This window comes from Metabacillus crassostreae (genome assembly GCF_016908395.1).
GTDB classification, from domain to species: domain Bacteria; phylum Bacillota; class Bacilli; order Bacillales; family Bacillaceae; genus Metabacillus; species Metabacillus crassostreae.
Map to the genome: position 1 here is coordinate 199,687 of NZ_JAFBDU010000003.1, position 25,947 is coordinate 225,633.

25 protein-coding genes are annotated in these 25,947 nt (G+C 35.3%); 2 read left to right on the top strand and 23 right to left on the bottom strand.

Annotated elements, in window-relative coordinates; translation table 11 throughout:
* Positions 1-17 precede the first annotated feature (17 nt).
* From accC to JOC75_RS12695, 15 genes are all read right to left on the bottom strand, one after another.
* Positions 18-1,370, bottom strand: coding sequence for an acetyl-CoA carboxylase biotin carboxylase subunit (accC, locus tag JOC75_RS12625; RefSeq protein ID WP_204954410.1), 1,353 nt, complete (start codon positions 1,368-1,370; stop codon positions 18-20).
* A gap of 12 nt (positions 1,371-1,382) precedes the next feature.
* A complete protein-coding gene (gene accB, locus JOC75_RS12630) occupies positions 1,383-1,892 on the bottom strand; it encodes an acetyl-CoA carboxylase biotin carboxyl carrier protein (protein WP_204954411.1) in 510 nt (169 codons plus the stop codon).
* 886 nt (positions 1,893-2,778) lie between these two features.
* A complete protein-coding gene (locus JOC75_RS12635; RefSeq protein WP_204954412.1) occupies positions 2,779-3,441 on the bottom strand; it encodes a SpoIIIAH-like family protein in 663 nt (220 codons plus the stop codon).
* Positions 3,442-3,444: 3 nt separating this feature from the next.
* Positions 3,445-4,104 (bottom strand): stage III sporulation protein AG, encoded by a 660-nt coding sequence (spoIIIAG, locus tag JOC75_RS12640; RefSeq protein WP_204954413.1) that lies wholly within the window; start codon positions 4,102-4,104, stop codon positions 3,445-3,447.
* Entirely contained in the window at positions 4,094-4,747 is a 654-nt protein-coding gene (gene spoIIIAF / locus JOC75_RS12645; protein ID WP_204954414.1) for a stage III sporulation protein AF, read from the bottom strand. Before spoIIIAF ends, spoIIIAG begins: the two co-directional genes overlap by 11 nt.
* Before the next feature lie 12 nt (positions 4,748-4,759).
* Positions 4,760-5,974 carry a stage III sporulation protein AE gene (spoIIIAE, locus tag JOC75_RS12650; RefSeq protein WP_239589447.1) on the bottom strand — a complete coding sequence of 405 codons (1,215 nt, stop codon included), beginning with the start codon at positions 5,972-5,974 and terminating at the stop codon, positions 4,760-4,762.
* Between the two features lie 45 nt (positions 5,975-6,019).
* Positions 6,020-6,451: a stage III sporulation protein AD gene (gene spoIIIAD, locus JOC75_RS12655; protein WP_193559348.1), complete on the bottom strand. Its 432-nt coding sequence runs from the start codon at positions 6,449-6,451 to the stop codon at positions 6,020-6,022.
* Positions 6,427-6,633: a stage III sporulation protein AC gene (gene spoIIIAC / locus JOC75_RS12660; RefSeq protein ID WP_026558844.1), complete on the bottom strand. Its 207-nt coding sequence runs from the start codon at positions 6,631-6,633 to the stop codon at positions 6,427-6,429. Before spoIIIAC ends, spoIIIAD begins: the two co-directional genes overlap by 25 nt.
* Before the next feature lie 21 nt (positions 6,634-6,654).
* Positions 6,655-7,170, bottom strand: a complete 516-nt coding sequence (gene spoIIIAB, locus JOC75_RS12665) for a stage III sporulation protein SpoIIIAB (protein ID WP_204954415.1) — start codon at positions 7,168-7,170, stop codon at positions 6,655-6,657.
* A complete protein-coding gene (gene spoIIIAA / locus JOC75_RS12670) occupies positions 7,167-8,087 on the bottom strand; it encodes a stage III sporulation protein AA (protein WP_204954416.1) in 921 nt (306 codons plus the stop codon). Before spoIIIAA ends, spoIIIAB begins: the two co-directional genes overlap by 4 nt.
* A gap of 92 nt (positions 8,088-8,179) precedes the next feature.
* Entirely contained in the window at positions 8,180-8,461 is a 282-nt protein-coding gene (locus tag JOC75_RS12675) for a YqhV family protein (RefSeq protein ID WP_146946360.1), read from the bottom strand.
* Positions 8,462-9,306: 845 nt separating this feature from the next.
* On the bottom strand, positions 9,307-9,864 hold the full coding sequence (gene efp, locus JOC75_RS12680; RefSeq protein ID WP_204954417.1) for an elongation factor P: 558 nt from the start codon (positions 9,862-9,864) through the stop codon (positions 9,307-9,309).
* A 137-nt stretch (positions 9,865-10,001) separates the two neighbouring features.
* Positions 10,002-11,063: a M24 family metallopeptidase gene (locus JOC75_RS12685; RefSeq protein ID WP_204954418.1), complete on the bottom strand. Its 1,062-nt coding sequence runs from the start codon at positions 11,061-11,063 to the stop codon at positions 10,002-10,004.
* Between the two features lies 1 nt (position 11,064).
* A complete protein-coding gene (aroQ, locus tag JOC75_RS12690; RefSeq protein ID WP_204954419.1) occupies positions 11,065-11,505 on the bottom strand; it encodes a type II 3-dehydroquinate dehydratase in 441 nt (146 codons plus the stop codon).
* 347 nt (positions 11,506-11,852) lie between these two features.
* Complete coding sequence (locus tag JOC75_RS12695; protein ID WP_204954420.1) at positions 11,853-12,383, bottom strand: YqhR family membrane protein; 531 nt, start codon at positions 12,381-12,383, stop codon at positions 11,853-11,855.
* A gap of 316 nt (positions 12,384-12,699) precedes the next feature.
* Here JOC75_RS12695 and JOC75_RS12700 point away from each other — a divergent pair, with 316 nt between their 5' ends.
* Both JOC75_RS12700 and JOC75_RS12705 read left to right on the top strand, forming a co-directional pair.
* Positions 12,700-13,650: a DUF1385 domain-containing protein gene (locus JOC75_RS12700; RefSeq protein WP_204954421.1), complete on the top strand. Its 951-nt coding sequence runs from the start codon at positions 12,700-12,702 to the stop codon at positions 13,648-13,650.
* A 42-nt stretch (positions 13,651-13,692) separates the two neighbouring features.
* Positions 13,693-14,070 carry an SA1362 family protein gene (locus JOC75_RS12705; RefSeq protein WP_204954422.1) on the top strand — a complete coding sequence of 126 codons (378 nt, stop codon included), beginning with the start codon at positions 13,693-13,695 and terminating at the stop codon, positions 14,068-14,070.
* Here the strand turns inward: JOC75_RS12705 and JOC75_RS12710 are convergent.
* The 8 genes from JOC75_RS12710 to JOC75_RS12745 form a co-directional block, all read right to left on the bottom strand.
* The gene (locus tag JOC75_RS12710) at positions 14,067-14,957 is read right to left on the bottom strand and encodes a patatin-like phospholipase family protein (RefSeq protein ID WP_204954423.1); all 891 of its coding nucleotides are present in this window, start codon (positions 14,955-14,957) and stop codon (positions 14,067-14,069) included. The two genes, JOC75_RS12705 and JOC75_RS12710, sit on opposite strands and share 4 nt — an antisense overlap.
* A gap of 513 nt (positions 14,958-15,470) precedes the next feature.
* Positions 15,471-16,367 (bottom strand): nickel transporter permease, encoded by an 897-nt coding sequence (gene nikC / locus JOC75_RS12715; RefSeq protein WP_204954424.1) that lies wholly within the window; start codon positions 16,365-16,367, stop codon positions 15,471-15,473.
* A gap of 21 nt (positions 16,368-16,388) precedes the next feature.
* Positions 16,389-17,396, bottom strand: coding sequence for an ABC transporter permease (locus JOC75_RS12720; protein WP_204954425.1), 1,008 nt, complete (start codon positions 17,394-17,396; stop codon positions 16,389-16,391).
* 235 nt (positions 17,397-17,631) lie between these two features.
* Entirely contained in the window at positions 17,632-19,245 is a 1,614-nt protein-coding gene (locus JOC75_RS12725) for an ABC transporter substrate-binding protein (RefSeq protein ID WP_204954426.1), read from the bottom strand.
* A 54-nt stretch (positions 19,246-19,299) separates the two neighbouring features.
* Positions 19,300-20,262, bottom strand: coding sequence for an ABC transporter ATP-binding protein (locus JOC75_RS12730; RefSeq protein WP_204954427.1), 963 nt, complete (start codon positions 20,260-20,262; stop codon positions 19,300-19,302).
* The gene (locus tag JOC75_RS12735) at positions 20,243-21,241 is read right to left on the bottom strand and encodes an ABC transporter ATP-binding protein (RefSeq protein ID WP_275580318.1); all 999 of its coding nucleotides are present in this window, start codon (positions 21,239-21,241) and stop codon (positions 20,243-20,245) included. Before JOC75_RS12735 ends, JOC75_RS12730 begins: the two co-directional genes overlap by 20 nt.
* A 432-nt stretch (positions 21,242-21,673) precedes the next feature.
* On the bottom strand, positions 21,674-22,096 hold the full coding sequence (gene mntR / locus JOC75_RS12740; RefSeq protein ID WP_146946372.1) for a transcriptional regulator MntR: 423 nt from the start codon (positions 22,094-22,096) through the stop codon (positions 21,674-21,676).
* 939 nt (positions 22,097-23,035) lie between these two features.
* Positions 23,036-25,600, bottom strand: a complete 2,565-nt coding sequence (locus JOC75_RS12745) for a vitamin B12-dependent ribonucleotide reductase (protein ID WP_204954428.1) — start codon at positions 25,598-25,600, stop codon at positions 23,036-23,038.
* Between the last annotated feature and the right edge of the window lie 347 nt (positions 25,601-25,947).

Consider the following 25,947-nt stretch of genomic DNA (forward strand, 5'->3'; position numbering starts at 1 on the left):
GCACCTCCATGTGTTTTTTACGATTCCATTACTTTATATAATTCAAGGAATTTTGTATTAAAATCCCCACTTACAAATTTTTCATGCTCTAATAATTTTAAATGGAACGGAATTGTTGTAGAAATACCTTCTATCACAAATTCACTTAATGCACGCTTCATTCGTGCAATCGCTTCTTCCCTTGTTGCGCCATATGTGATCAATTTTGCGATCATTGAATCATAGTATGGTGGGATTGAATAGCCTGGATATACTGCTGAGTCTACTCTAACACCTAGACCACCTGGCGGCAAGTACATCGCGATTTTCCCTGGTGAAGGCATGAAATTTTTAGCTGGGTTCTCTGCATTAATACGACACTCAATTGACCATCCGTTAAAGGTAACCTCTTCTTGAGTAACAGATAATTTCTCACCAGATGCAACTTTGATTTGTTCCTTAATTAAATCAATTCCTGTCACCATTTCAGTTACGGGATGCTCTACTTGAATTCGTGTATTCATTTCCATGAAATAAAACTTCTTATTTACATGGTCGAAGATGAATTCAACTGTACCTGCACCAGTGTATGCTACTGCTTCAGCAGCCTTTACAGCTGCTTCTCCCATTTGCGCACGTATTTCTTGATCAAGTGCTGGTGATGGAGTTTCTTCAATTAGTTTTTGTAGCCTTCTCTGAATTGAACAATCACGTTCACCTAAATGAATCGTATTACCATGTGTATCTGCCATTACTTGAATTTCAACATGGCGGAAATCCTCAATATATTTCTCAATATAAACACCAGGATTACCAAAGGCTGTTGCAGCTTCTTGTTGTGTAATTTGAATACCTTTGATTAGTGCTTGCTCATCAGCTGCTACACGGATACCTTTTCCACCGCCACCTGCTGTTGCTTTAATTATAACAGGATAGCCCATGTCATTGGCTAATTTTTTTGCGTCTTCAACGTCTTCTATAATTCCTTTTGAACCAGGAACAATTGGAACGCCAGCTTTACGCATTGTTTCCCTTGCCACATCTTTTGTACCCATTTTAGAAATCGCATCTGCACTCGGGCCAACAAAAATGATATTACACTCACTACAAAGCTCTGCAAAATCAGCATTTTCTGCTAAAAATCCATAACCAGGGTGAATGGCATCACTTTCTGTCAATTTTGCGACACTAATAATATTTGTGAAATTTAAATAACTATCTTTTGATAGCTTTGGTCCAATACAATAAGCTTCATCAGCCAGTTGGACATGTAATGCTTCACGATCAGCTTCTGAAAAAACTGCTACAGTTTCTATATCAAGTTCTTTACATGCTCGAATAATTCGAACTGCAATTTCTCCTCTGTTGGCAATAAGTAATTTCTTTATCATTTTATAAGCTCCTTATTCAGGCTTTACAAGGAATAGAGGTTGGCCATACTCGACAAGTTGTCCATTTTGTACAAGTATTTCAACAATCTCACCCTTAACTTCAGCTTCAATTTCGTTAAAGAGTTTCATCGCTTCAACTATACAAACGACTGTTTCATTTGTCACCTTTGATCCAACTTCTACATAGTTACCAACATCTGGTGAAGATGCTGCATAAAAAGTTCCTACCATTGGTGAAGTGATTTTATGTAAATTTGATGTATCAGCACTTGCTTCAACTGTTTCCTCCTGCTTTACCGCTTCAACAACAGGTTGAGCAGCAGGTGCAGGTGCAGATTGTGTAACTGGCTGTGCTTGAATTGTTTCAACAGCAGGTGCAACTGAGTTACGGACAACTGTTTCTACTTCTTGTAATTGTTTTTTCATTTTAATTTTTGTACCATCTTGATCAAATGAAAATTCGTTAATAGAAGATTGATCGATTAATTTAATGATCTCTCTTATTTCTTGTATTTTTAGCATGCTTAGGCACCCCTTCAATCATATAATCATGTATTAAAGTCAAAATACACGATCTCTTTAAAAATTATAATCTAGTACTAAAACTAAGTCTTATATTTCTATCTTACGATATAACCCTAAACAAATTCAACAACAATTGTACCTATTTTATATCTAATCGAAGGAATAACTGTTTTATTTACTCCAAGATCTTTTGAAAATTGGATATAAATTCTAACTTTGTTGTTATAAATAAGTTTTGCTTATGGTTGATTTCCGCTACAGGTTGCTCGCTTTCCGCGGGGCGGGCGGTGAGCTTCCTCGGCGCAAGCGCCTGTGGGATCTCACCTGTCCCGCTGCTCCCGCAGGAGTCTCGCACCTTCCGCTACAATCAACCTAAAAAGTTTTCTCGTAAAATAACAGTAATATAAAACAACTTTTATTAAGGCTTTTTTGTAAAATTTTGTTGCTATAGTTATCTGAAGAAAATAGCACTGTATAAAATTTATTGGCATCTTTTGTTTTAAAATCTTGCCTTCTAAAGGATAATCACCTTGTTGCTAAAGGGAAATTTAATTAATTAGCAACATAGCATTAATCCTTCAGAAAAGAGCCTTTATTAAAGTTTAAAAAGTATAGTGGAGTGTAGCGGAAGACACTTGACTCCTGCGGGTGAAGAGGAAAGGTCAAGACCCTACAGGCGTAGCCGATGAGCCTGACTTCCTCCCCGCGGAAAGGAAGTGTCTGCAGCGAAATGGAACGGATTCTATTCTTCCTAACAATTTTTTTAAGGCAGCAAAGTTGATAAAAACAATGATTTAAAAGAGAAATTCTTAAAGTTATCTAAACACCCTATCGCACAAATGGCCAATCCCAATTATAGGATTGACCATTTGTTATTAATCTATTACTGAGCAGGCTCAAATGTAACAATTACATCTTCCATATTATCCATCTCTTCACTTACAAGAGCCATAATTTTATTAGCAGAAGATTTGTCATGCTCTTTAGCTTTTATAGTAATTTTCACATTGTTACCATCTGCTCTTACTAAAGCATCTTCATAACCTTTTGATTTAATAAGCGTTTCAATAATGCTTTCTTTTTTCGCTGCATCAGTTAATGCTTCCATTTCATCATATGCATCGTTCTTTTCATTTGGAGAAGCATCATTACTTGCTACAATAGCTTGTAATTGCTCTTTTAACTCATTACGTTGATCATCTAATTGTAAACGAAGCTCTGTAAATAATTCATCACTTGCATTTGTTACACTAGAAATAACTGTTCCATCTTCAAATTCTTCTGTTTGAACTTCACCCTCAGCTTCAGCTTCTTCTCCCTTTTCAGTGCCTTCCTCTGTTCCTTCTTCAGCACCCTCTTCTTTTGCCGGTTGTTCTTCTGTTGCTCCTTCAGTTGTTTCTTCCGTTGCTGTAGCATCATTTGCCTGTTCCTCACCAGTCATTGCCATATTACCTGCTCCACCTTCTGGACTTGTCACATAATACACAGATAAAACCACCACTAAACTTAGCATTGTTAATAACCAAACTGTTTGTTTTTTCAACATAATCTATTCATCCTCCTTCATTTTTTTCGAGACTACTGCTACTCGGTGACTTGAAACACCTAATACCCGAGTAACTGATTCGATAATTGTTTTTTTTATATGAATGTTATCAGCCCCAGCAGCAGAAATTAGAACTCCACGAATTTCTGGTTTTTTCGTTTGTATAACAAGTGGAGTCTGTTTCTCACCATCCTGAATGATGACAACTTCTTCATCAATTGATTGATCTTCTACTTCTCTTGTTCCGCCTTCACGGTCGGTTTCTTTCGTTACTTGCGTTTGATTTACCCGGTTTTTCTCGACAATTTTCTGAGCAGTTGCATCAACATTCACCACGACAGAAACATCTCCAACACCAGATATTGTTTCTAACACTTCTTTAAGCTGATTTTCATACTCATCTTCATAATCAGAGATGGAGCCTGAATTACTGCTTTTTTCTTGTTTAAAGACTTCGGTGCTTTCTTCTGTTGCACTTGTTGAAGCTGTAGGTAGAGCTTCTTGAGTTTGATTAGTATCACTAGTAAATAGATTACTAACGAGCATGAAAGCAATACCTAGGATAAAAACAAGAATAAAATAATGATATTTAGATGGTTTTTTAGAATCTGACTGGCCAAGTAAAGATTTCAGCTTTTGCATAAGCGTTTCTTTATTGCTCATCTAATGACTCCTCCCCCCTTTCCACTTGGAGTTTGATGACTTCTACTTCTACTTCCCAAATTTCTGCTAGTGCTGCTGCAATCTTTTCTGCATCCACTTCGTCTCCTGCATCATCCTTTGGTATGACTCTTGATGTATCAATTGAAACCGGCTTAACGGTATCAACATCTCCATTTTCAACTACTTGATCCTGTTGATTCTTTTTTAGAACCACCTGGATCTCTTGCAAATCTTTGTGAGACTGAATGTTTGCAACTTGGTTTGATTCGGAAAGAAGGATCTTATCAATCATGACATCATATTTATCCACCAGCTCCTCGTCTGCCATTGTTTTCATTTGGACAGCCATCTGTTTTAAAATATATGCACGTTGTGAGGCTTGTATTTCTTTTTTTTGAAATTCTATTAAATTTTTTGTGTTTTCGTTTTCAGAGGCTGATGTAATCGTAAATTCTGAGAGTACATCATTCATATCTTTTGAAAATAATTTAAAGATTGGATTAATAATAACGATGATTAATAAGAGACTAATGACCATTTTTGCATACTTTTGCATCGATGAATTAGGTAAAAGAAGATCTATTACCACAGCCAGTAAAATAAATACGATAATATTGGTGATCCATTCAGTTAAAAATGACATAGTAGATTCCCCCTATCGCATCATAATCGTTAAATTACCAGCTGCTATGATGACAGTTAAACTCAAGAAAAACATCAATGAAACAATTGCTAATGCTGCAAAAATATAGATAACGCTTTTACTTATAATGTCCAAACAAGCAATAACTGGTCCACCACCAAGTGGCTGTAAAATGGAAGCAGCAAATTTATAAATGAAAGCTAAAGATAATACCTTTATTGCCGGGAAAGCTGCAATGAATAATAACACCGCCACTCCCAATACACCTACTGTATTTTTCAGTAAAACGGAAGCACTTATCACTGTATCAGTAGCATCTGTAAACATCCTTCCTAACACTGGTACAAAGTTTCCTGTTATAAACTTTGCCGTTCGAATAGTAATGCCATCCGTAATCGCTGCTGACGCTCCTTGAACAGAAATTACTCCGAGAAAAATAGTTAGGAAAGAAGCCAACAAGCCGATGCTTATATTTCTAAGTAATCCAGCAAGCTGGGTTACTTTATATTGATCTGTTAGCGTACTAACGATATATAATAATGCAGATAAGAAAAGCAGAGGTAATACGATATTTTGGATCAGTAATCCACTTGTATTCATAAGGAAAATAATAACTGGATGGAAAAAAGCTGCAGAGGCAATACCACCTGCTGATGCCATTAATGCTAATAAAAGAGGAATTAAAGCCAAGATGAAGTTTGTCATCGCATGAATTGCATCATTTGTATATTCGATTGCTACATGAAAACTATTTAATGCAATAATAATTAATACCATGTAAACAAGAGCGTATGCTACCTTACTTACTGTGCTTTGGTTAAACGCATTTTGTAATAATTGCAATAGCATACTAAAAATTGTTAATAGAATTAATGTGCCTAATAGCTTTCCATTTGCAATTAATTCATGAAACATAAATTTCAATAATGCTTTCATCCATTCTTGAAAGGATAATTCTTTTTCTCCACTTAAAAACTGAAGTAAGCTTCCTTTTTGACTTTCAGGTAAAAACCCACCATACTCTGTCATGACTTTATCCCAGTAGGTTTTAATATCATCAATATCAAGCTGCTCCACTTGATCATTTACAAACGTATTAGGATCAACAGCTTCCGCTCCTTCAGTTTCTGTTTTATCTACCTGCTGAGGTGTTGTTAAAGCTTGTACATCTAATGGGTTTAATAGAAAGATAAAAAGTAGGGCAATGAAAGTAAGCACTTTTTTCAATAAATCACACCTCCAGCTAAACACTTTCTAGTAATCTATCTATTTTTAAGTACCTGGAATCATTTCAAGAACTGTTTCGATAATTACTGTTAAAATTGGTATCGCCATTGTAAGAATTAAGATTTTTCCACCTAATTCAATTTTTGAGGCAATCGCACCTTGTCCAGCATCCTTCGTAATTTGGGCACCAAACTCAGCTATATAGGCAATACCAATAATCTTTAGGATTGTTTCTACATAGATTAAATTCACATTCGCATTTAAGGCTATTCGTTCAACCATTCGAATGATTTCATAAACTTGATCTATTAAAAACAAAAAAATAACACATCCAACAAACACAACAAGCATAAAGGCAAAGGTAGGTTTTTGTTCTTTAACGATTAAGGCTAGAAATGTAGCGATTAATCCTAGGCCAACTATTTGGATAATTTCGATTGAGAGCGCCCCCTTTACCCTTGGAAAAGAAAGACAGATTTAATCTTTTTAAATAAGTCATCTACAATTGATGCCACCATAAACAAAATATAAATAAAGCCAATAAGAGTAACCCATTGTGCATATTCCTTTTTTCCCATTTGATCTAAAATTGTGTGAAGGAATGCAACGACGATTCCTATCCCGGCAATTTGAAAGATCGTGTTAATATCTACGCCCATTGCTAAGACTCCCTTCGACTACTACATCAATAAAATAACTAACAATACTCCTGTTAAAACACCTAAACTTCTAACCATTCGCTCATATCTTGTTTGTCGATCAATTGCATCTGCTTCTTCTCGTTCAAGATGTGTTAATGTTAATTTAATATGCTTTTGTTGCGAAATACGATCATGCTGTCCTAAGGTTTCTCCAAACTGTTTTAAAACCTCGTATTCACCTTGTTTAAATGCTGTAAACTTCCATATATCTTGAAGACTCTCTTCCCATGCCACCTTTACACTTGTATGACCCTTAGTTAATTTTTCAGCAAATTGTTCAAAAAACCACGCTAACGGTTTTGGTGTTTGCTTGGAAATATTTTGTGCTGCGACAATTAAAGAGGTATGTCCATACATTATCTCCGCTTCTAGGGATTGAAGAGCAACCTTTAGCTGCCTAATCTGGCGTGTTCTTTCGCTCAAATGCTTGGCAGCTTCAAACCCAACCCATGTTGTGGCAATGACAATTAAAATCGCACCGACCCACTTAATCATGTTGTTACACTTCTTTCAGTTAATAATTGCTGACCACTTTTATTAAGAATTTGTTGAACAGTACCAGGTCCTTCTTTTCTAGTTAATTCCATATACCGATCAAATACGTGAGCATCGAATAATGGCTTTAAGCTTGGACGATTTCTTAACTCACTCATTTTATATCCATGTACTGTGACAAATAATTGAACACCAGCATGAACAGCCTCTAATACCGATTCAGCATCTTCAATTGTCCCTATTTCATCAACAATCAAAACGTCTGGACTCATAGAACGAATCATCATCATCATCCCTTCCGCTTTAGGACAGGCGTCAAGTACATCGACACGTTCACCAAGCTGATGCTGTGGAACACCTTTTACACAGCCTGCAATTTCAGATCTTTCATCAATAATTCCCACTTTTTTTGAATCAATCTCTTTATAGCCGCTGCTGATTAATCGGGCAAAATCCCTTAGCATAGTCGTTTTCCCAGTTTGTGGAGGACCAATGATTAACGTATTCAACCACCTTTGTTCATAAAGAAAGGGAACATATTTATCTGCGATCCCTATCTTTTGTTTAGCAATTCTTATATTAAAGGACGTCACATCTCGAATTGCTTTAACTCGTCCATTCTCAGTAATGACTCTTCCAGAAAGGCCAACACGATGTCCACCACGAACTGTTATATAGCCCTTTTTCAACTCATCCTCAAGTGTGTAAATTGAATAATGACTTAATTCGTTTAGTAAATTCATTGAATCTTCATATGTCACAACATATGAAAGAAACACAGGATTTCCAACAATTGTAACCTCCACCCTTTTCATCACACGTATTCGTATTTCCTCGATACGCTGTAAACTAGCAGGATGTATTTTTTTTATTTCGTTACTAATTGATTCTGGAAGCATTTCAATTATTTCTTTCATAAAGCTTCCCCCTATTAACCAATTCGTTACTATCAATGTATGCATGCTTGGCCACATTCATGACTTAAATGTCAGGAAGTTTTTCTTATAACCTATTTATAAATTCCAAATAAAATAAAAAACACACCTAGTCCAATAAATAGTAGTTTTGCATATGATAGTTGATCAGCAATATGAAAAATACCAATTGTCATTGTTACGATAAAAATAACTGGTCCAACAATCGCGAGTAAGGAATTAATTGTTACCGCCTTTTTAACATCATTAAATACAAGCATCAAAATTGCTGCTGTTAATTCGATAGATGCAGATAAAATTCGAAGTCCAGCCATAGTTAAAACAGTAGAATCAAAATGTCCGAAAAAACGTTTCATAGTCTCCTCCTTAACGATACAGTTTTTACACCATATGCGTTTGGAAAGGAATTTAGACAAGTATTTGTAAATGAAAGTGTTGAGGGATGAATAATTTATTCTTTGAAGTAGTGATGTTTCTGAAATGGAAAATAACAAGTGAGGAAAAAATTATTATATTGGAGGTGTTTTAAGAGTTTAAGCTGCTTTGATTCAGTTTTTTATATAATATAGTTAAACTTAAAAACTAGTTCGTTTCATTTCGCTGCAGACTCAAGATTCGCCGGGGAGGAAGTCAAGCCTCCTCGCTGCGCCTGTGAGGTCTCGACCTTTCCTTTACCTCCCCCTGGAGTCAAGTGTCTTACGCTCCATTCCACTAATTTCTTTGTACCTTAAATTCCTTATAAATAGGTTATTGGGGTACTTCAAATTCAAATCGATAATTGAAAACTTTTAACTATTTTTTCGACTTTTAATAGACATAGGACGTATGTGTGCACTCAATAATATATATTCATTAGTTAACTGGGCATTTCCATTCATCTTACACAATATGATCACCAACTATTGAATTATCTTATCTTGCTAACTTTAGGTTGTTTTAATTAGTATCAATAAATAACTATAGTTTTCCATTTGTTTTAGCACATAGTTCCATTTGTTCAACAAGCTTTTTCACACTAAGAAACTGTTTGTTAATTACAAATAGGAAATTTTTAAAAATCCCAATACGTTGAATTATCAACAAAAAAAGCGCGAATTCGGATGTGAATTCGCACTTTTTTTGTTGGGATTTACTTTTTTGTAACTCTACTCGGAAACAGTTACGTTTTCCTGGTATCGCTTTTTTCTATCAAAAAATTTAATTACGCACGTGAAACATATGAAGCTTCAGATGTGTTAATAATTAGACGGTCACCTTGGTTGATGAAAAATGGAACTTGAACTGTTAAGCCAGTTTCTACTGTAGCTGGTTTCGTACCACCTGAAGCAGTATCACCTTTGATTCCTGGCTCAGTTTCTGTTACTTCTAATTCAACTGTGTTTGGTAATTCAACTCCTAGAGTTTCTGTACCAAACATAACAATTTGAACTTCCATATTTTCTTTTAAGAATTTTAACTCATACTCAATTTGTGATGAGTTTAATTCGATTTGGTCGTATGTTTCTGTATCCATGAAAGCATGTTGATCACCATTTGCATATAAATACTGCATTCTACGTGTTTCGATTTGAGCTTTTGCTACTTTTTCTCCAGCACGGAATGTTTTTTCTTGAACAGCACCTGTACGTAGGTTACGAAGTTTAGAACGAACAAAAGCTGCCCCTTTACCTGGTTTTACATGTTGGAAATCCATTACTCGCCAAATACCGTTATCTACTTCAATTGTTAATCCTGTACGAAAATCGTTAACTGAAATCATTAAAAAAATCCTCCTAAAAATAGCTGAATAAGAGATTAAGAATTAGTTCTTAAAACCTTAATTTCTTTTTTATATGCCTGCTCTTGTCAACCTTAGAGCTTAAACATATTCTATATGTAAAGAACATGTCTTCCATATTACAAAATTATTAGATCCTTTGGTGAATGTGATAATGACTCATTACCTGTTTCTGTAATGACAGTATCATCTTCAATTCTTACCCCACCAAGGCCTGCTACATATATCCCAGGCTCTACTGTAACAACCATTCCTGTTTCGAGAATAGTGTCTGATTTAAAAGAAAGAGCTGGACCTTCATGTACTTCCATACCTAGTCCATGACCTGTGGAATGACCGAAGTATTCTCCATATCCTTGTTCTTTTATATAATCACGTGTTAATGCATCAGCTTCTTTTCCAGTTATGCCTGGTTTGATCCCATTCATTCCTCGTAATTGTGCTTCTAGCACTGTTGCATATATTTTCTTTAGTTCATCAGATGGATCTCCCACAGCAAATGTACGAGTAATATCAGAGCAATAACCTTTATAGTATGCACCAAAATCCAATGTAACAAAATCACCTTTTTCTATTTCCTTATCACTTGCAACTCCATGTGGTAAAGCAGAGCGATAACCTGATGCTACAATAATGTCAAATGACGAAGAAACTGCACCATTTTTTCTCATGAAAAATTCAAGTTCGTTAGCTACATCGATTTCTTTTATACCAGCTTTAACGAAGGTTAAGATATGCTTAAAAGCAGCATCTGCTATTTCGGTTGCTTCCTTTAATATCTTAATCTCTGCAGGTGACTTAATCAAGCGTAACTTTTCCACAGCACCTGATACAGGAATAAACTCAAGATTTTTCAATGCGTTATAGTATAAAGAATATGACTGATATGTAAGGTGATCTTGCTCAAATCCTAGCTTTTTGATACCCATCTTTTCAACTATTACAGCAGCTTCATCAATAATTGACCCTTTATGCTCAACAATTTCAAATCCGTCAATTTCTTTTGCAGCTTGTTCAGTATAGCGAAAATCTGTAATAAATACAGCACGGTCTTCTGATATAACAGCAATTCCTGCAGTTCCTGTAAAACCTGTCATATATCTTCTATTATAATTGCTTGTAATTAATAATCCATCAACCGATAATTCTTTAAAGCGATTTCGTAGTTTTTCGAGCTTCATCTTATTTTCCTCCTCGTTGTTCTTTTAAAGCTAACATTGCCAGCTCATAGCCCTTAAAGCCTAATCCAACAATTTGGCCTATAGTAACTGGAGCTGTTACTGATGTGTGGCGGAAATCCTCTCTTGCATGAACATTTGATATATGTACTTCTATTGTTGGGATGTGTACACTTGCTATAGCATCACGAATCGCATAACTATAATGAGTAAATGCTCCTGGATTAATGATAATTCCTTCATACTGATCATTAGCTTCGTGAATCGCATCAATCAAGTCTCCTTCATGATTAGACTGAAAACACGAAACATCTATACCTTCTACATCTCCAAAAACCAATAACTGCTGTTCTAGATCTGTTAGTGTTTTTGAGCCATACACACCTGGTTCCCTCACACCTAATCGGTTAAGGTTTGGCCCATTTATTACGATAATTCTCATCAACTTCACACCTCATTTCTAAAACCAATATGTTAATAACCAATTTAGAGCAATTTCTTTTCCATAAGCTATGTTAAAGCTTAATGTTGATTTTTAGCACTTTGTTGATTGGGGGTGAATATATGAGACTCCTGCTTAGAGAAGCGTGTCAAAGGGTGACCCCACAGGCGCGCAGCTTACGAGGAGGCTCCCGGACCTAGGAAAAAACGAACTGCTTTTTTTCCCGGGAAAGCGAATGCCTGTAACGGAAATCAACAACAAAGTTTAACAGAGCCTTTCCATAAAAAAATAGAATGTTCATCACATGAACATTCTATCATAATCCGTCACTGTCATACTACGTTTTCCCTTTAGCTTTCAGTACTTGTTTGAAATTCATTATAATCAAAAGAAATGGAATAACCGACGAAAACACCATATAAAATATAGAAACAGACAGTCGTTACAACTGTACCTCGAGGTAATTCAAAAACAGTATCTAAATTAGGAAATATAGGGTTTAATATGAAGAAGACAAGTGCCCATAGAGCTGCTCCAAACGCAATTCCCACCCACATAGATTGAAACCTTTTCAAAATTGCATAATAAACTAAAGCAACTCCAATTGACACGACTCCAATTAAAACAATGCTAATGATGTTTCCTAGTGTACCTTCCTTCCAATCTCCCAATGCAAAAGGTTGAAGAATAAGATTTGGGCTAACTTCAGTAAAATTCAAAAAATAAGCCAAATATGCTAACGTGCTCCAAAACACGCCTCCGATAAAGCCAATAGAGATGACTTTACCCATAGCTGAGGCGGGCTGCTCCTGTTTGTTTTGCTCAAGTTTAGGGTTATCTTTCGTTTTTGGTTCTTCAGTTTGATCTTTTTTATCCGTCATCTTGTAACACCTCCATTAATTACTATGTCCATTTTTCTAATTGAGCATGTTACGAATGAACTTTTTTATAGCATCTAAATTTAAATGTCTAGTTATTAAAAGCGTGGGCATAATGTAAATAAAGGAATGTTTACCAACCATTTGAAATATCTATATAAGCACCTAATCTTACTTAAATTAACTTAATATTATCAACTTTAAACATCTCTCTAGAGGTTTCTGTCTAAATTCTGTATTATAGAGATAATGGTTAAAATTATTTTTAACGTTAGTTATTTAAAATGAGAATTAGAATAGATAGGTAGGTTGGTGTCAGATGTCAAATCAAAATAAGCCCGCATATGGTGGGCAAGCTGTTATTGAAGGAGTTATGTTTGGTGGCAAACATCATTATGTAACAGCAATTCGCAGAAATGATGAATCCATTGATTATTTTCATGTACCTAGAAAAAAGCAAAATGCATTATCAAAATTAAAGAAGATTCCTTTCTTACGTGGAATTGTTGCAATCATTGAAGCTAGTGCTAATGGATCGAAGCATTTAAATTTCTCAACTGAAAGATTTGAAGTCAATCCAGAAGAAGATGAGCAAATAATAGAAGAAAAAAAGAAAAATGATTCAAAGCTATCAATGTGGTTAGGCATTGCAGCTGTTGGGGTTTTATCATTTTTCTTTGGAAAAGTCATTTTCACACTACTACCTGTTTTTCTAGCAGAATTTTTACGACCTCTAGTACCGTCAGATTTTGGGCAAATCGCAGTCGAAGGCGCTTTCAAACTATTATTATTACTAGCATATATATATGCTATCTCCTTTACACCATTAATTAGACGTGTTTTTCAATATCATGGTGCAGAACATAAAGTAATAAATGCTTATGAAAGTAACTTATCTCTAACTGTCGAAAACGTACAGAGTAGCTCTCGTTTACATTACAGATGTGGCAGTAGCTTTATCCTATTTACTGTTATTGTTGGTGTATTTGTTTATACATTAGTCCCAACTGAACCATTATGGTCAAGGGTTGTTAATCGTTTAGCTTTAATCCCTGTAGTACTCGGAATTTCCTTTGAAGTTTTACAGCTTACGAACAAGGTTCGTGATCTTCCTGTATTACGATTTTTAGGCTATCCTGGATTATGGTTACAATTATTAACAACAAAAGAACCAACGAATGACCAAGTTGAGGTAGCAATCGCTAGCTTTAATGAACTTTTACGTATGGAAAAAGAGACAGAAACAGCATCTTCTGAACAAATTGTTTAACTTCAACATTTGTTGACTGGTATCCTTATTGGAGGTGGTTTTATGAATCGACGTATGAATGGATTTGTCTTGGTTATCATTTCATTAGGTATAATAGGTGTAATTACAACATTAGTATCAGATCCATTATGGCTATTGAAACAAATCGCTATTTATGCAGTTTTAGCTGGTGCTATTTATCTAATTTATCGCCTTTTTATGAAAAAGCGAATGGGAAAAGAAAATACTTCCTATGCGAAAGCAGTTAAACAATCAAAAAAACGCTATGATGATCGTAATACCCGTGGTTCAAATATTAAAAATATTTCACAAGTAAAAAGATCATCAAAAACCTCAACAATTAAGAAGAAGAAACAGCCATCACATTTAACCGTAATCGAAGGAAAAAAAGGCAAAAAGAAAAATCGAGCATTTTTCTAATACGTCCACGTATTTAGAAATTTGTTTGTTCGACTCCTCCCTAGCTCAATTAGAGCTAGTTTTTTTTGTTCGTTCAATTCAAATTCAGTAGTTACAATGTCATCGACTGGAATAAACACAATATCCTTTTCATGACGACTAGATATATGTCTTCCATCATGCGCTTCTTTCATCGTTTCAAATAAAGCTCCATACATATCAATAGCATTTGATATTTTCTTTTTTGTTCGATCTTTTTCACTTGAGCTAAGCTTAATACCAAGCACAGGCCGTGTTCTTTTATAAGACTTTTCAGATTGGTAAAATAGCCAAATAGGAAAATTACTAAGCACACCACCATCACATACTATATTAACACCAGATGAAGTAGTCAGCTTTACCGGCTCAAAAAAATAAGGTAAACTACAGCTCATTCGAATCGCTCTCGCAACCGAAAACGAAGCTGGATTTATACCATAATCCACAAGATCATCTGGTAAAACAATTAACCGTCCATTGGTCAAATCTGAAGCAACGACTCTTAAGCTTCCCGGAGGAATATCTGCAAAAGTAGAAATTCCTTTGTCCTTAAGCTTTGATATAAGCCACTCCTCAAGTTTAACTCCTCGATATAACCCTAAATTCCAATAAAGAGAAATCCATTCAGTAAAAGGGAGCGACAATAAGGATTTACGCTTATCTAAAAATGTTTTTAAATCAATTTCATCCACTAACTCGAGTATTTCATCACTTGTATATCCTGCAATAATAAACGAGGCGACGATTGAACCAGCACTTGTTCCAGCAAGACGTTTAAATGTAAAGCCGCGTTTTTCTATTTCCTTATAAGCACCAATAAGCGCAAAGCCTTTAATTCCACCGCCTGAGAAAACACCATCAATATACATCCATCTCTCCCCCCTCTTATATAGTGTAAGTACTCTAGTTAGAAAATAGACCATTAAGGAGCTATTATAGGATGCTTAAGGCTATTCAAAACGGCACACAATGTAACTGTCATTGCAGGATTTAAACCAAATGTGATTTTAAAAAGAGGCTGTGACATAATTAAAGAAATCATACAAAAAGACGAATAAACCTAACTTCAGTTACGCTGTAAGAAACAAGTTCGTTCCATTTCGCTGCAGACACTCGCTTTCCACTGGGAGGAAGCTGTGCCTCCTCAGCTACGCTTGTGGGGTCTCAGCCTTTCCTCTAGTCCCGTAGGAGTCGAGTGTCTTCCGCTCCATTCCACTAGTTCTTAAAATTGTATGCACAATTAAAAAATCTATCGAAGACAGCAAATAAAAACCCGAAATATTAGGTGAATGATTAATTGAAATATCACCTAATATTTCGGGTTTATCTTTAGCTTAAATACTTATGTCCTAGTGCCTTCATGATTTTTATCACATTCAATATTACTGCTTCATTTTAGGGTCTAAAACATCTCTTAGACCATCTCCCATTAAATTAAATCCTAGCACAGTTAACATAATCGCAAGGCCAGGAAAGAATAGGGTCCATGGAGCTTGAACGAGATATTGTTTTGAATCTGATAGCATTTTTCCCCATTCTGGAGTTGGCGCTTGTGCCCCTAAACCTAAAAATCCAAGTGCTGCCGCTTCAATAATGGCAGTAGCAATCGCTAATGTTGCTTGAACAATAATCGGTGTCATGCTGTTAGGCAAGATATGTCTAAATAATATTCTAGCATCTCTCATCCCTACAGCTCTAGCAGATAATATGTATTCCTCCTGCTTAACACTTAAAACCTTCGAACGAACAAGACGTCCAAAATTTGGAATATTAATAATAGCAATTGCAATCAAAGCATTTTGCAAGGATGGACCAAGTATTGCTACAACTGCTATTGCAAGCAAAATACTAGGAAACGCTAACATAATATCAAATATTCGAGAAATGATCGCATCCACCCATTTGCCATAATATCCTGCGATGATGCCTAGTATTGTTCCAAAAATTGCAGAGCCTAGCACAGAGAAAAATCCTACCCATAGAGATATTCTTGCACCATATAAAATTCTTGATAAGATATCTCGTCCGAAATCATCTGTTCCTAGCCAATGCTCACTTGAAGGAGCTAATAAACGTTTGGATAATTCTTGGTCCTTAAAACCATATGGAGCAATTAAAGGTGCTATAATGGCAAGGATGATAAAAAATATAACAATTCCTAAGCCAACAACAGCTAATTTATTTTTACAAAACGCCTGCCATGCCTCTTTCCATGGTGGTGTAACACTTTCCTCAATTTGCGGAGGCACACTTTGAGTGTTTTTTGCTAACTCAGCCATTTCAATCCCCCCTTATCTACGTTATTGGTGATATTTGATTCTTGGATCTACAACAGCATACAAAAGGTCGACAATTAAATTGATCATTACAAATATGGCTGCAATAATTAAAATACCTGATTGAATAACAGGATAATCACGATATCCAATAGCATCATATAAATATCTTCCAACACCAGGCCATCCAAAGATTGTTTCTGTTAATATCGCTCCACCTAATAACAGCCCTGTCTGCAAGCCAATTACAGTTAATACAGGTATAATGGCATTTTTTAAAGAATGCTTATATACAACCCAAAACATTTTGAGACCTTTTGCTCTAGCCGTACGAATGTAATCAGACTTCATTACTTCTAACATTGTTGATCGAGTCATTCTTGCTATAATAGCCATTGGAATTGTCGCCAAAGCTATGCTTGGTAAAATGATATGTTTTATGACAACCCAAAACTGATCAAATCTTCCTTGAAGCAACGTATCAATTATATATATATTTGTGATGGCTGATACTGGATCTCGTACATCCTCTCTACCTGTCGAAGGTAACCAACCTAATTCTATCGAAAACGCCCATTGCTCCATTAATCCTAACCAAAAAATCGGCATCGATACTCCAACTAATGCAAGAATCATTGCCAGATAATCAAACCAAGAATTAGAAAACCATGCACTTATAATTCCAGCATTTACACCAATAAAGACAGCAATAATCATAGCTACAACAGTTAATTCGATGGTTGCAGCTAGATAAGGCCATATTTCCTCATTAATTGGACCTCTAGTTCTTAATGAAGTTCCTAGATCTCCTGCAAATAACGCTTTAATATAATCACCGTATTGGATATACCAAGGTTTATCTAAACCTAACTCCCTTGTTAATGTAGCAATGGCCTCTTTCGTAGCCTTTTGTCCAAGAATAACCTGTGCTGGATCTCCAGGAATTGCACGTATAATAGCAAAAACAACTAAAGTCATGCCAAATAGAACAGGTATAAGTGAAAAAACACGACGGATCGTATATGAAAACATATTGCTCACCTCTTTTTTAGGCACTGTTATATGATAATTGTTAATCAGAATCTTGAACTTTTATTAAACATGCTAACATTTAAGATCACTACATTATGTGTGCTTGAAACAATTAGTTAGCAATCACTAAAAAGGAATTCAAATCAACATTAAAACTTAACAGAGATTTTTATAAAACTTTTACAATGAATGTTTCGTTAACAAAAGGGGAGTCAAAACTCCCCTCTCTAAAGAATTATTTGAATTCAACATTTGTTAAAGCTTCAGAGCCAGTTGGATGTGGTAAATAATTAATCAGATCACTTGCTCCTGCTAATAACGGTGTTGAGTGAACTAATGGTACCCATGGTGCATCATCATGAATAATTTCTTGAGCTTGCTTGTATAATTCATTTCGTTTAGCTTGATCAGTTTCTGTTTGAGCTTGAATTAAGATATCATGTAACTCGTCACTACTATAGTAAGAATAATTGTTACTACCAATACTATCTTTATCTAATAAAGTATATAAGAAGTTATCTGGATCACCATTGTCACCAGTCCAACCTAACATAAATGCATCAAACTCACCCTTAGATGCTTTATCTAAATAAGTAGCCCAATCAACTGACTGGATTTCCGCCTTAACACCAATTTCACTGAATGATGCTTGAATAACCTCAGCTACTTTCATACCTTCTGGCATATATGGTCGTGCTACTGGCATTGCCCATAAATCCATTTCAAACCCATCTTCGTATCCTGCTTCTGCAAGTAATTCTTTTGCTTTCTCTAAATCATATGGATAATCTTCAATATCATCATTATAGCCTTCAACAGATGGCGGCATTGCATTTTTAGCAGCTTCTGCTTTACCACCATAGAAAGCATCGATGATTGCTTTTTTATCCACAGCATGGTTCAGAGCTTGACGTACAAGCTTATTGTCAAATGGTGGACGATTTGTTGTAAAGCCTAAGTATCCAACATTCATTGATGGACGCTCAATTAATTGAAGCTGATCATTACTTGTAACAGTGGCTTCATCAGAGTTATTTACTCCATCCATCAAATCAATTTCTCCATTTGTTAATGCATTTAATCGAGCAGAGTTTTCAGGGATTACACGGAAGATAACTTGACTTAATTTCGGTAATCCTTCTTGCCAATAATCTCCGTTCTTTTCAAGAACAATTCGATCATTTTGCTTCCATTCTACAAATTTAAATGGACCTGTTCCTACTGGATTTTCTCTAAATTTATCTCCATGCTCCTCAACAGCTGCTGGACTTGCCATTCCAAATGGTGACATAGCTAAATTCTTTAAAAATGGAGCTTGTGGTCTATTAAGGACGAATTTAACTGTGAACTCATCTTCAGCTGTAATAGACTCAATGACATGTCCTTCTTCACCTTTAAAGCCACCAAACATCGTATAATATGGAAAATCATCTGCATTTCCATTCATCCAACGTTCAAAATTAAAGACAACTGCTTCAGCATTAAAGTCTGTTCCATCATGGAATTTAACTCCTTGACGCAGCTTTAATGTGTAAGTTAGCGCATCGTCTGATACTTCCCATGTTTCAGCAAGTCCAGGATGTAATGTTGTATCTTGTTCACCATACTCTACAAGTGTTTCAAAAATATTTTCAGTTACCTTGAAGGTTTCACCTTCAGTTGTCGTGATCGGATCTAAAGATGTTGAATCACCACCACGTCCAAATACAAGTGTATCTTTTTTAGCTTCTTCTTTAGCTGGTTGTTTCTCCCCTTCAGCTTCATTGTTTGTGTTACTACTACAGCCCACTAATAGCATACTGAATGCTAAAAAGGAAACTAGTAACAGCCTGAATGATTTCTTTGTCATCTGTAATTACCCCCAATTTTTTATTTAATTTATCATAATTGCACCATATCAATTTTAGTAAAGATGACATGCTACATAATGACCATCAATGCTTCGATATTCTGGTCGAGTTGTTTTACACATATCCATACATTCAGGGCATCTAGTATGAAAAGCACATCCAGAAGGTGGATTTGATGGACTCGGTATTTCCCCAGAAATATTTATTCTTTCTCGTTTAATCTCAGGATCAGCAATTGGCACTGCAGAAAGCAACGCCTTCGTATAAGGATGAAGTGGGTTATTATAAAGCTCCTCACTATCAGATAATTCTATTAATCTACCTAAATACATAACACCCACACGATCACTTATATGGCGAACAACACCAAGATCATGTGCAATAAATAGATAAGTTAGTTGAAATTCATTTTGAATATCCTTCATTAAATTTAAAACCTGAGCTTGAATTGAAACATCCAAAGCAGATACAGGCTCATCAGCAATTATTAACTTAGGCTTCGTCATCAATGCCTTAGCTATCCCAATTCGTTGACGCTGACCACCACTAAATTGATGAGGATATCGTCTTGCATGGTAGCTACTTAGTCCTACAATTTCGAGCATTTCTTGAACCCTTTTCTTTCGCTCCTCTTTTGTCCCAATGCCATGGACAATAAGAGGCTCCTCAAGAATTTTGCCGATCGAATGTCGTGGATTCAATGACGCATAAGGATCTTGAAAAACCATTTGTATATCTCTACGAGTTTTTCTTAATTCAGATTTTGTCATACTAGTAATCTCTTTATCTTCAAACAAGATCCTTCCATCACTTGCTTCAATTAAGCGCATAAGAAGTCGACCGGTTGTTGATTTCCCACAACCACTTTCACCAACAATTCCAAGAGTCTCTCCTTTTTTCACAAAAAAAGAAATATCATCTACAGCCTTTACTTCCCCCGTCTTTTTACCAAAAATACCACCTGTTATCGGGAAATATTTCTTCAACCCGTTAACTTCAAGAAGTAACTCCGACATTTTCATCAGCCCCCTCTTTCACTTGATGAAGGAAGCATCTTACATGGTGACCCTGTTTTTCCATGTTATATAAATCAGGTGTTTCTTCATAACATGGACCGAAAACTTCCTCACATCTGGCTGCAAATCGGCAGCCTTGTTCAATACTTCCTGGTCTAGGAACATTTCCAGGGATACTATATAATCTTTCTTTCTTACCTCTAATATCAGGAACTGATTTAAGCAAACCTTTTGTATACGGATGCTTTGGATCTTTTAAAATGGTATGTACATCACCTTGTTCAACAATCTGCCCTGAATACATAACAAGGACTCTATCACAGATCTCAGCAACAACTCCTAGATCATGTGTTATAAAGATAATTGATGTATTCATCTTTTCATTTAAATCCTTCATAAGTGTTAAAATTTGTGCTTGAATTGTTACATCTAATGCGGTTGTAGGCTCGTCTGCTATTAAAACTTGTGGATCACAAGCCATAGCCATAGCAATCATCACCCTTTGTCTCATCCCCCCAGATAGCTGATGTGGATATTCATTAATAATTTCTTCTGCCCGCGGTATTCCGACTAATTTAAGTAATGTAACCGTTCGATCTCTAGATTCTTTTTTTGATAGTTTCGTATGTAGCTTTAACGCTTCTATTAATTGATTACCAATCGTAAACAAGGGATTCAGCGATGTCATTGGTTCTTGAAAAATCATAGAAATTTGATTTCCTCTAATTTTTCTCATTTCTTTTTCGTTAAGCTTTGTTAAATCTTTTCCATCAAATAAGATCTCTCCTCGTTCCATTTTTCCAGGTGGACTTGGAATTAATCCCATTGTTGAAAGAGAAGTAACACTTTTACCACTTCCTGATTCTCCAACAATTCCTAATATCTCTCCCTCTCTCAGGTCAAAACTAACTCCATCTACTGCAGGGATTAACTTTTTTTCAGATTGAAACGATACTTTTAAGTCTTTTATTTGGAGCATTTGTTTATTCTTCACCAGATCACCTACCAATTATCGTATAAAAATTTAAAATTATTAAAATATAATGATATTATTCCATATAAAGGTTAATAGTATTGCTATAAATTGTCGAAATAATCAAATAATATTTCGACATAAAAGTCCGAACTCTTTTTTATCACGTTAAAGCAAAACTACTTCAACGCGTTTGTTCATTTTAGTTTCCAACCAGTATAGAAAGATATATATGATTTTGGATATGATAGATCTAAGAACCACTTTATTGAAATAATAATCAGAATAATATTATTATTTACTCTTCTTATTTTAATGCCTCTAAAAATACAAACAACTCGTTTGTTACATTTTATTCCATATTATATTTTTCAGAATAAGATAAGAAAATAAAAAAAGAGCAACAAGTAGTTAAAATTGAACTACTTGTTGCTCTTTTTATTGTTCTTCATTATTTTTTTGAATAGTACGTAATGCATCAACCCTTTGTTGATCTTCTTCGAAAAATTGAACAAGATCACCAATTCGATCAATGGCATTCCAGCTTAAATGATGCTCTATACCTTCTACATCATCATAGATTTTATCCTCATCAACGCCTATTATTTTCAAAAATTGCTCTAGAAGCTCATGACGATATACGAGACGTTTTCCCGTTTTCTTCCCTTTGCTTGTTAAAACAAGTCCACGGTATTTTTCATAAATTAAATATTCGTCTTTATCTAATTTTTGAACCATTTTTGTGACTGAGGAGGGATGCACAGTTAATGCTTCTGCTATATCTGAAACACGAGCATATCCTTTTTCTTCTATTAGTAAATATATTTGTTCAATGTAATCTTCCATACTTGGTGTTGGCATGTGGTCCCCTCCAGAATTGCCGATCTGATTAAACGAAATCATATCAATTTTACATGAGTTTGTATGGCTTTACAAGGGGAATACGGTGGGTGGTGGTTGTCTCTGTACAACTTTTATTGTGCATACTAAGTTAGGTAAACTCTCCAGCTCTAATTTAGTCTATTTTTAGAACTAGTAGCAAAGGATCTGTCATATTGCGTAGAGTGTTCATTTTTAGATGTTAGTTGTATATAGATTACAGATTTTTCTCTTTGGAAACCACAAGAAGATTATCGTAATAAGTTCGTTCCATTGCGCTCCAGACACTCGCTTTCCGCGGGGAGGAAGCTAAGCCTCCTCGGCGCAAGCGCCTGTGGGGTCTCAGCCTTTCCTCTATACCCGCTGGAGTCGAGTGTCCTGCGCTCCATTTCACTAAGTTGATTTAACTTAATTTACAAATGTTACGATACAGATATTTATTTAGTATTGTACATCTTACAATTCAATTCAACATAGGATGTATGTGTTAGATAATTAATTTGTACTTAAATCATCTCGGTTATAATTTAGTTGCACCTATTGCTTTTCAATCCCACGGTATATCAAGACACTCTTCAATAGTTAACAATCTAAACGAAGTCATAGTTACTATTTTTGGTGCATCTACTCTCTTTTAATCTTCAATTACAAAATATCTGCAGTATACGAATTAACCTACTTCACTAGGAAAATATATTTTATTTACAAAACTAATTTTTTTATTATTTCTCTACTTTTGTCAGAGTATCTCTTTGTTCAATTAAACATCGTTCTCTAGGGAACAGTTGTAATGTAGAATTAGAAAAAAATTTAGAAATTTACCTCAAAGTTGATTAAAAGACAAAAGTAAAAGCGTGAATTCATATGTGAATTCACGCTTTTATAGTATAGTAAATTTTTGTTAGATCTTATTAATCTATTTTAAAGACCACATTTTAACTGAGCACCACAGCTTGTACATGTGTTACAGCCGCCTAAATCTTCTACTGTGCCTTCACGACAAACTGGACATTTGTTTCCTACTTCATTTCCGATTGTTACGTCTGTAGAACGAAGGGCATTGATTGTATCAACTAGGACAACTTTTCCTTTTTCCTTTGTTTCTACATTTTCATTTTCACTTTCATCAAACGTGTTTTCTTCTGCTTTTAACGTTAGTACTTGTGTGTCACGGCTTCCATCAACATAAACTGTACCGCCTTTTGCGCCACCTTTGTATAAACGCTCGTACACTTTCTCTACTTGTTCAACTGTATATCCTTTTGGTGCATTAACTGTTTTACTAATTGAGCTGTCAATCCAGCGTTGAATGACACATTGAACATCAGCATGTGCTGATGGAGCTAGCTCCATTGCAGAAACAAACCAAGCTGGCAGATTATTTGCATCAGCTTCAGGATGCTGATCTAAATATTCTTGAACAATATCTGCTTTCACTTCGATAAATTTCCCTAAACGTCCACTTCGGAAGTAAGAGAATGAGAAGTATGGCTCAAGACCTGTTGATACTCCGACCATTGTTCCTGTAGATCCTGTAGGTGCAACAGTTAATAGATGTGAATTACGAATACCATACTCTTTAACACCTTCTAATATATCAGCAGGCATTTTACTCATAAAGCCTGTTTGTGTAAATGCTTCACGAAGACGGTTTGTTTCAGTCTCTCCTTCTCCAACTAAGAATGGGAAGCTACCCTTTTCTATCGCTAGATCAATTGAAGCACGATAAGCAGCTGTTGCTATAGTTTCAAATACTTTATCAACTAAATCATTACCTTTTTCTGAACCGTATTCTGTTTCACAGTATATTAAAAGATCATGTAATCCCATTACTCCAAGACCTACACGGCGTTCACCTAATGCTTGATGCTTGTTCTCCGCTAAGAAGTATGGTGTTGCATCGATAACATTGTCTTGCATTCTTACTCCAATTTCAACAGTTCTTTTCAGCTTATCAAAATCTACTGTTTTTGTTTCTTTGTTTGCCATTTCTGCAAGATTCACGGCTGCAAGATTACAAACAGAATATGGAGCAAGAGGTTGTTCACCACATGGATTTGTCGCAACTACCTGTTGACCATATGCTTTTGCATTTGTCATGTCATTTGCATTATCAATAAAGAAAATTCCAGGCTCAGCCGAGTAAGTTGCACAAATATTAATCAAATTCCAAAGCTCTTTAGCTTTAATTGTACGATACGTACGAACTTTATATCCCTGCTTTTCCCACTCACGCACATCTCCAACTTTATGCCAATTTTCATTGTATGATTTCATGCTTTGCTCATCATAGCTTTCCACATCTGGGAATCGTAAATCATAGTCAGCATCTTGCTCAACTGCATCCATAAAATCTTTTGTTAATGTGACAGAAATATTAGCACCTGTTAAAAACTCTGAATTGTGAACACTGTATGTTCCACCTGTTCGAAGTTTTAACTCAGCATCTCTGATAATTTTTTCACTGAAGCCACCAGTTCCAGCAATTTGCTTGTAATTGACAATTCCTTGATACATATCTACTTCCTGCTGTGTTAATGGTGTGAATTTCAATTTATCTTGTGCATATTTTTTAATACCTTCGTCGTTTGTATTCTCGATTAGATATCGTAAAATTCTTGGGTTTTGCATTTTAGAAATAATAAACTCAATAATGTCAGGGTGCCAATCTGATAGCATAATCATTTGGGCGCCTCTACGACTTCCACCTTGCTCAACAAGATGTGTTAACTTTGCAATATCATCTAACCAAGAAACAGATCCAGATGATTTTCCATTAACACCTTTAGCTAGTGTATTACGCGGGCGTAGAGTTGAACCGTTTGTTCCAACACCACCACCACGGCTCATAATCTCCATAACTTGCTTTCTGTGCTCTGAAATACCTTCACGTGAATCTTGTACAAATGGCATAACATAACAATTAAAATAAGTTACTTCTGTTCCTGCTCCAGCACCATACAACACACGTCCAGCAGGTATAAAGTTCAGATTTACTAACTCTTGATAAAATTTCTCAAACCATTCTGTTCGTTTTTCTACTGTTGTTTCAACCGATGCTAATCCCGTTGCATTTCGTTTTGCAATTTGTTCGTAAAAGATTTCAAGCGGTTTTTCAATGACGTCTAACGAGCGTTTTACAATCCCTGTTTCAACTTCCTCGGGTTTGTCCAAGGAATGACGATATTCCTCGTCAATTAATACACTTGCTGTTTTTGCTTGCCAATCAATTTCTTTAATAAATCCTAGACCACGTGCAGGGAACTTCGGGTCCTCTTTAATCGTCAAGACGACAAAATCACCCTCTGATAAGGTAATTTTTTCTGTATCTTTAAACGTATAGCGATCAAGCATAACAAGTCTTGATACACCTTTATGTGTTAATTTCATATCTTTTGTAATTGGATGAACCTGTGGAAATACAGTGATATCTTTATTAAGCTTTTCTACATCCACACTCATCTTTTGCTCGATTCCAACTGTCATTGTAACAACTCCTAATCAATCTCTCTATTAAATGTCCTGATTTAATTTATCATATCCTACCCCACAATTCAATATATAGTGTTAGTTTTTTTAAACATAATACTACATATAGTTTTATGGTCAATTCATTTCAGATTTGTCAAATTGAAAACTCATTAAAATAGTGAGGAAAAATAAGAGAAAGAAAGATTTCGAAGACTAAACTGCAGTTTTTGAAGTATTTTGTCACTTGCATGTAGTTTTATGTCATAAAACACTGTGAATTCAGCATTCCTTATAATTTTTAGATAAAAAATTAATTTTCGTCAAAATTCTACAAGTCTGACATCAACAATATCCAATGTTTT

What these genes read in the sequence shown, in the direction of transcription:
- spoIIIAF (WP_204954414.1), bottom strand. Translation starts at nt 4,747, where the DNA reads ATGTCATTTTTAACTGAATGGATCACCAATATTATCGTATTTATTTTA.
- JOC75_RS12675 (WP_146946360.1), bottom strand. Translation starts at nt 8,461, where the DNA reads ATGAAACGTTTTTTCGGACATTTTGATTCTACTGTTTTAACTATGGCT.
- JOC75_RS12705 (WP_204954422.1), top strand. Translation starts at nt 13,693, where the DNA reads ATGAATCGACGTATGAATGGATTTGTCTTGGTTATCATTTCATTAGGT.
- accB (WP_204954411.1), bottom strand. Translation starts at nt 1,892, where the DNA reads ATGCTAAAAATACAAGAAATAAGAGAGATCATTAAATTAATCGATCAA.
- JOC75_RS12725 (WP_204954426.1), bottom strand. Translation starts at nt 19,245, where the DNA reads ATGACAAAGAAATCATTCAGGCTGTTACTAGTTTCCTTTTTAGCATTC.
- JOC75_RS12685 (WP_204954418.1), bottom strand. Translation starts at nt 11,063, where the DNA reads ATGAAGCTCGAAAAACTACGAAATCGCTTTAAAGAATTATCGGTTGAT.
- mntR (WP_146946372.1), bottom strand. Translation starts at nt 22,096, where the DNA reads ATGCCAACACCAAGTATGGAAGATTACATTGAACAAATATATTTACTA.
- JOC75_RS12695 (WP_204954420.1), bottom strand. Translation starts at nt 12,383, where the DNA reads ATGACGGATAAAAAAGATCAAACTGAAGAACCAAAAACGAAAGATAAC.
- spoIIIAG (WP_204954413.1), bottom strand. Translation starts at nt 4,104, where the DNA reads ATGAGCAATAAAGAAACGCTTATGCAAAAGCTGAAATCTTTACTTGGC.
- JOC75_RS12730 (WP_204954427.1), bottom strand. Translation starts at nt 20,262, where the DNA reads ATGTCGGAGTTACTTCTTGAAGTTAACGGGTTGAAGAAATATTTCCCG.
- JOC75_RS12720 (WP_204954425.1), bottom strand. Translation starts at nt 17,396, where the DNA reads ATGTTTTCATATACGATCCGTCGTGTTTTTTCACTTATACCTGTTCTA.
- spoIIIAC (WP_026558844.1), bottom strand. Translation starts at nt 6,633, where the DNA reads ATGGGCGTAGATATTAACACGATCTTTCAAATTGCCGGGATAGGAATC.
- JOC75_RS12735 (WP_275580318.1), bottom strand. Translation starts at nt 21,241, where the DNA reads ATGCTCCAAATAAAAGACTTAAAAGTATCGTTTCAATCTGAAAAAAAG.
- JOC75_RS12710 (WP_204954423.1), bottom strand. Translation starts at nt 14,957, where the DNA reads ATGTATATTGATGGTGTTTTCTCAGGCGGTGGAATTAAAGGCTTTGCG.
- nikC (WP_204954424.1), bottom strand. Translation starts at nt 16,367, where the DNA reads ATGGCTGAGTTAGCAAAAAACACTCAAAGTGTGCCTCCGCAAATTGAG.
- accC (WP_204954410.1), bottom strand. Translation starts at nt 1,370, where the DNA reads ATGATAAAGAAATTACTTATTGCCAACAGAGGAGAAATTGCAGTTCGA.
- spoIIIAB (WP_204954415.1), bottom strand. Translation starts at nt 7,170, where the DNA reads ATGATTAAGTGGGTCGGTGCGATTTTAATTGTCATTGCCACAACATGG.
- JOC75_RS12700 (WP_204954421.1), top strand. Translation starts at nt 12,700, where the DNA reads ATGTCAAATCAAAATAAGCCCGCATATGGTGGGCAAGCTGTTATTGAA.
- spoIIIAA (WP_204954416.1), bottom strand. Translation starts at nt 8,087, where the DNA reads ATGAAAGAAATAATTGAAATGCTTCCAGAATCAATTAGTAACGAAATA.
- efp (WP_204954417.1), bottom strand. Translation starts at nt 9,864, where the DNA reads ATGATTTCAGTTAACGATTTTCGTACAGGATTAACAATTGAAGTAGAT.
- JOC75_RS12745 (WP_204954428.1), bottom strand. Translation starts at nt 25,600, where the DNA reads ATGACAGTTGGAATCGAGCAAAAGATGAGTGTGGATGTAGAAAAGCTT.
- JOC75_RS12635 (WP_204954412.1), bottom strand. Translation starts at nt 3,441, where the DNA reads ATGTTGAAAAAACAAACAGTTTGGTTATTAACAATGCTAAGTTTAGTG.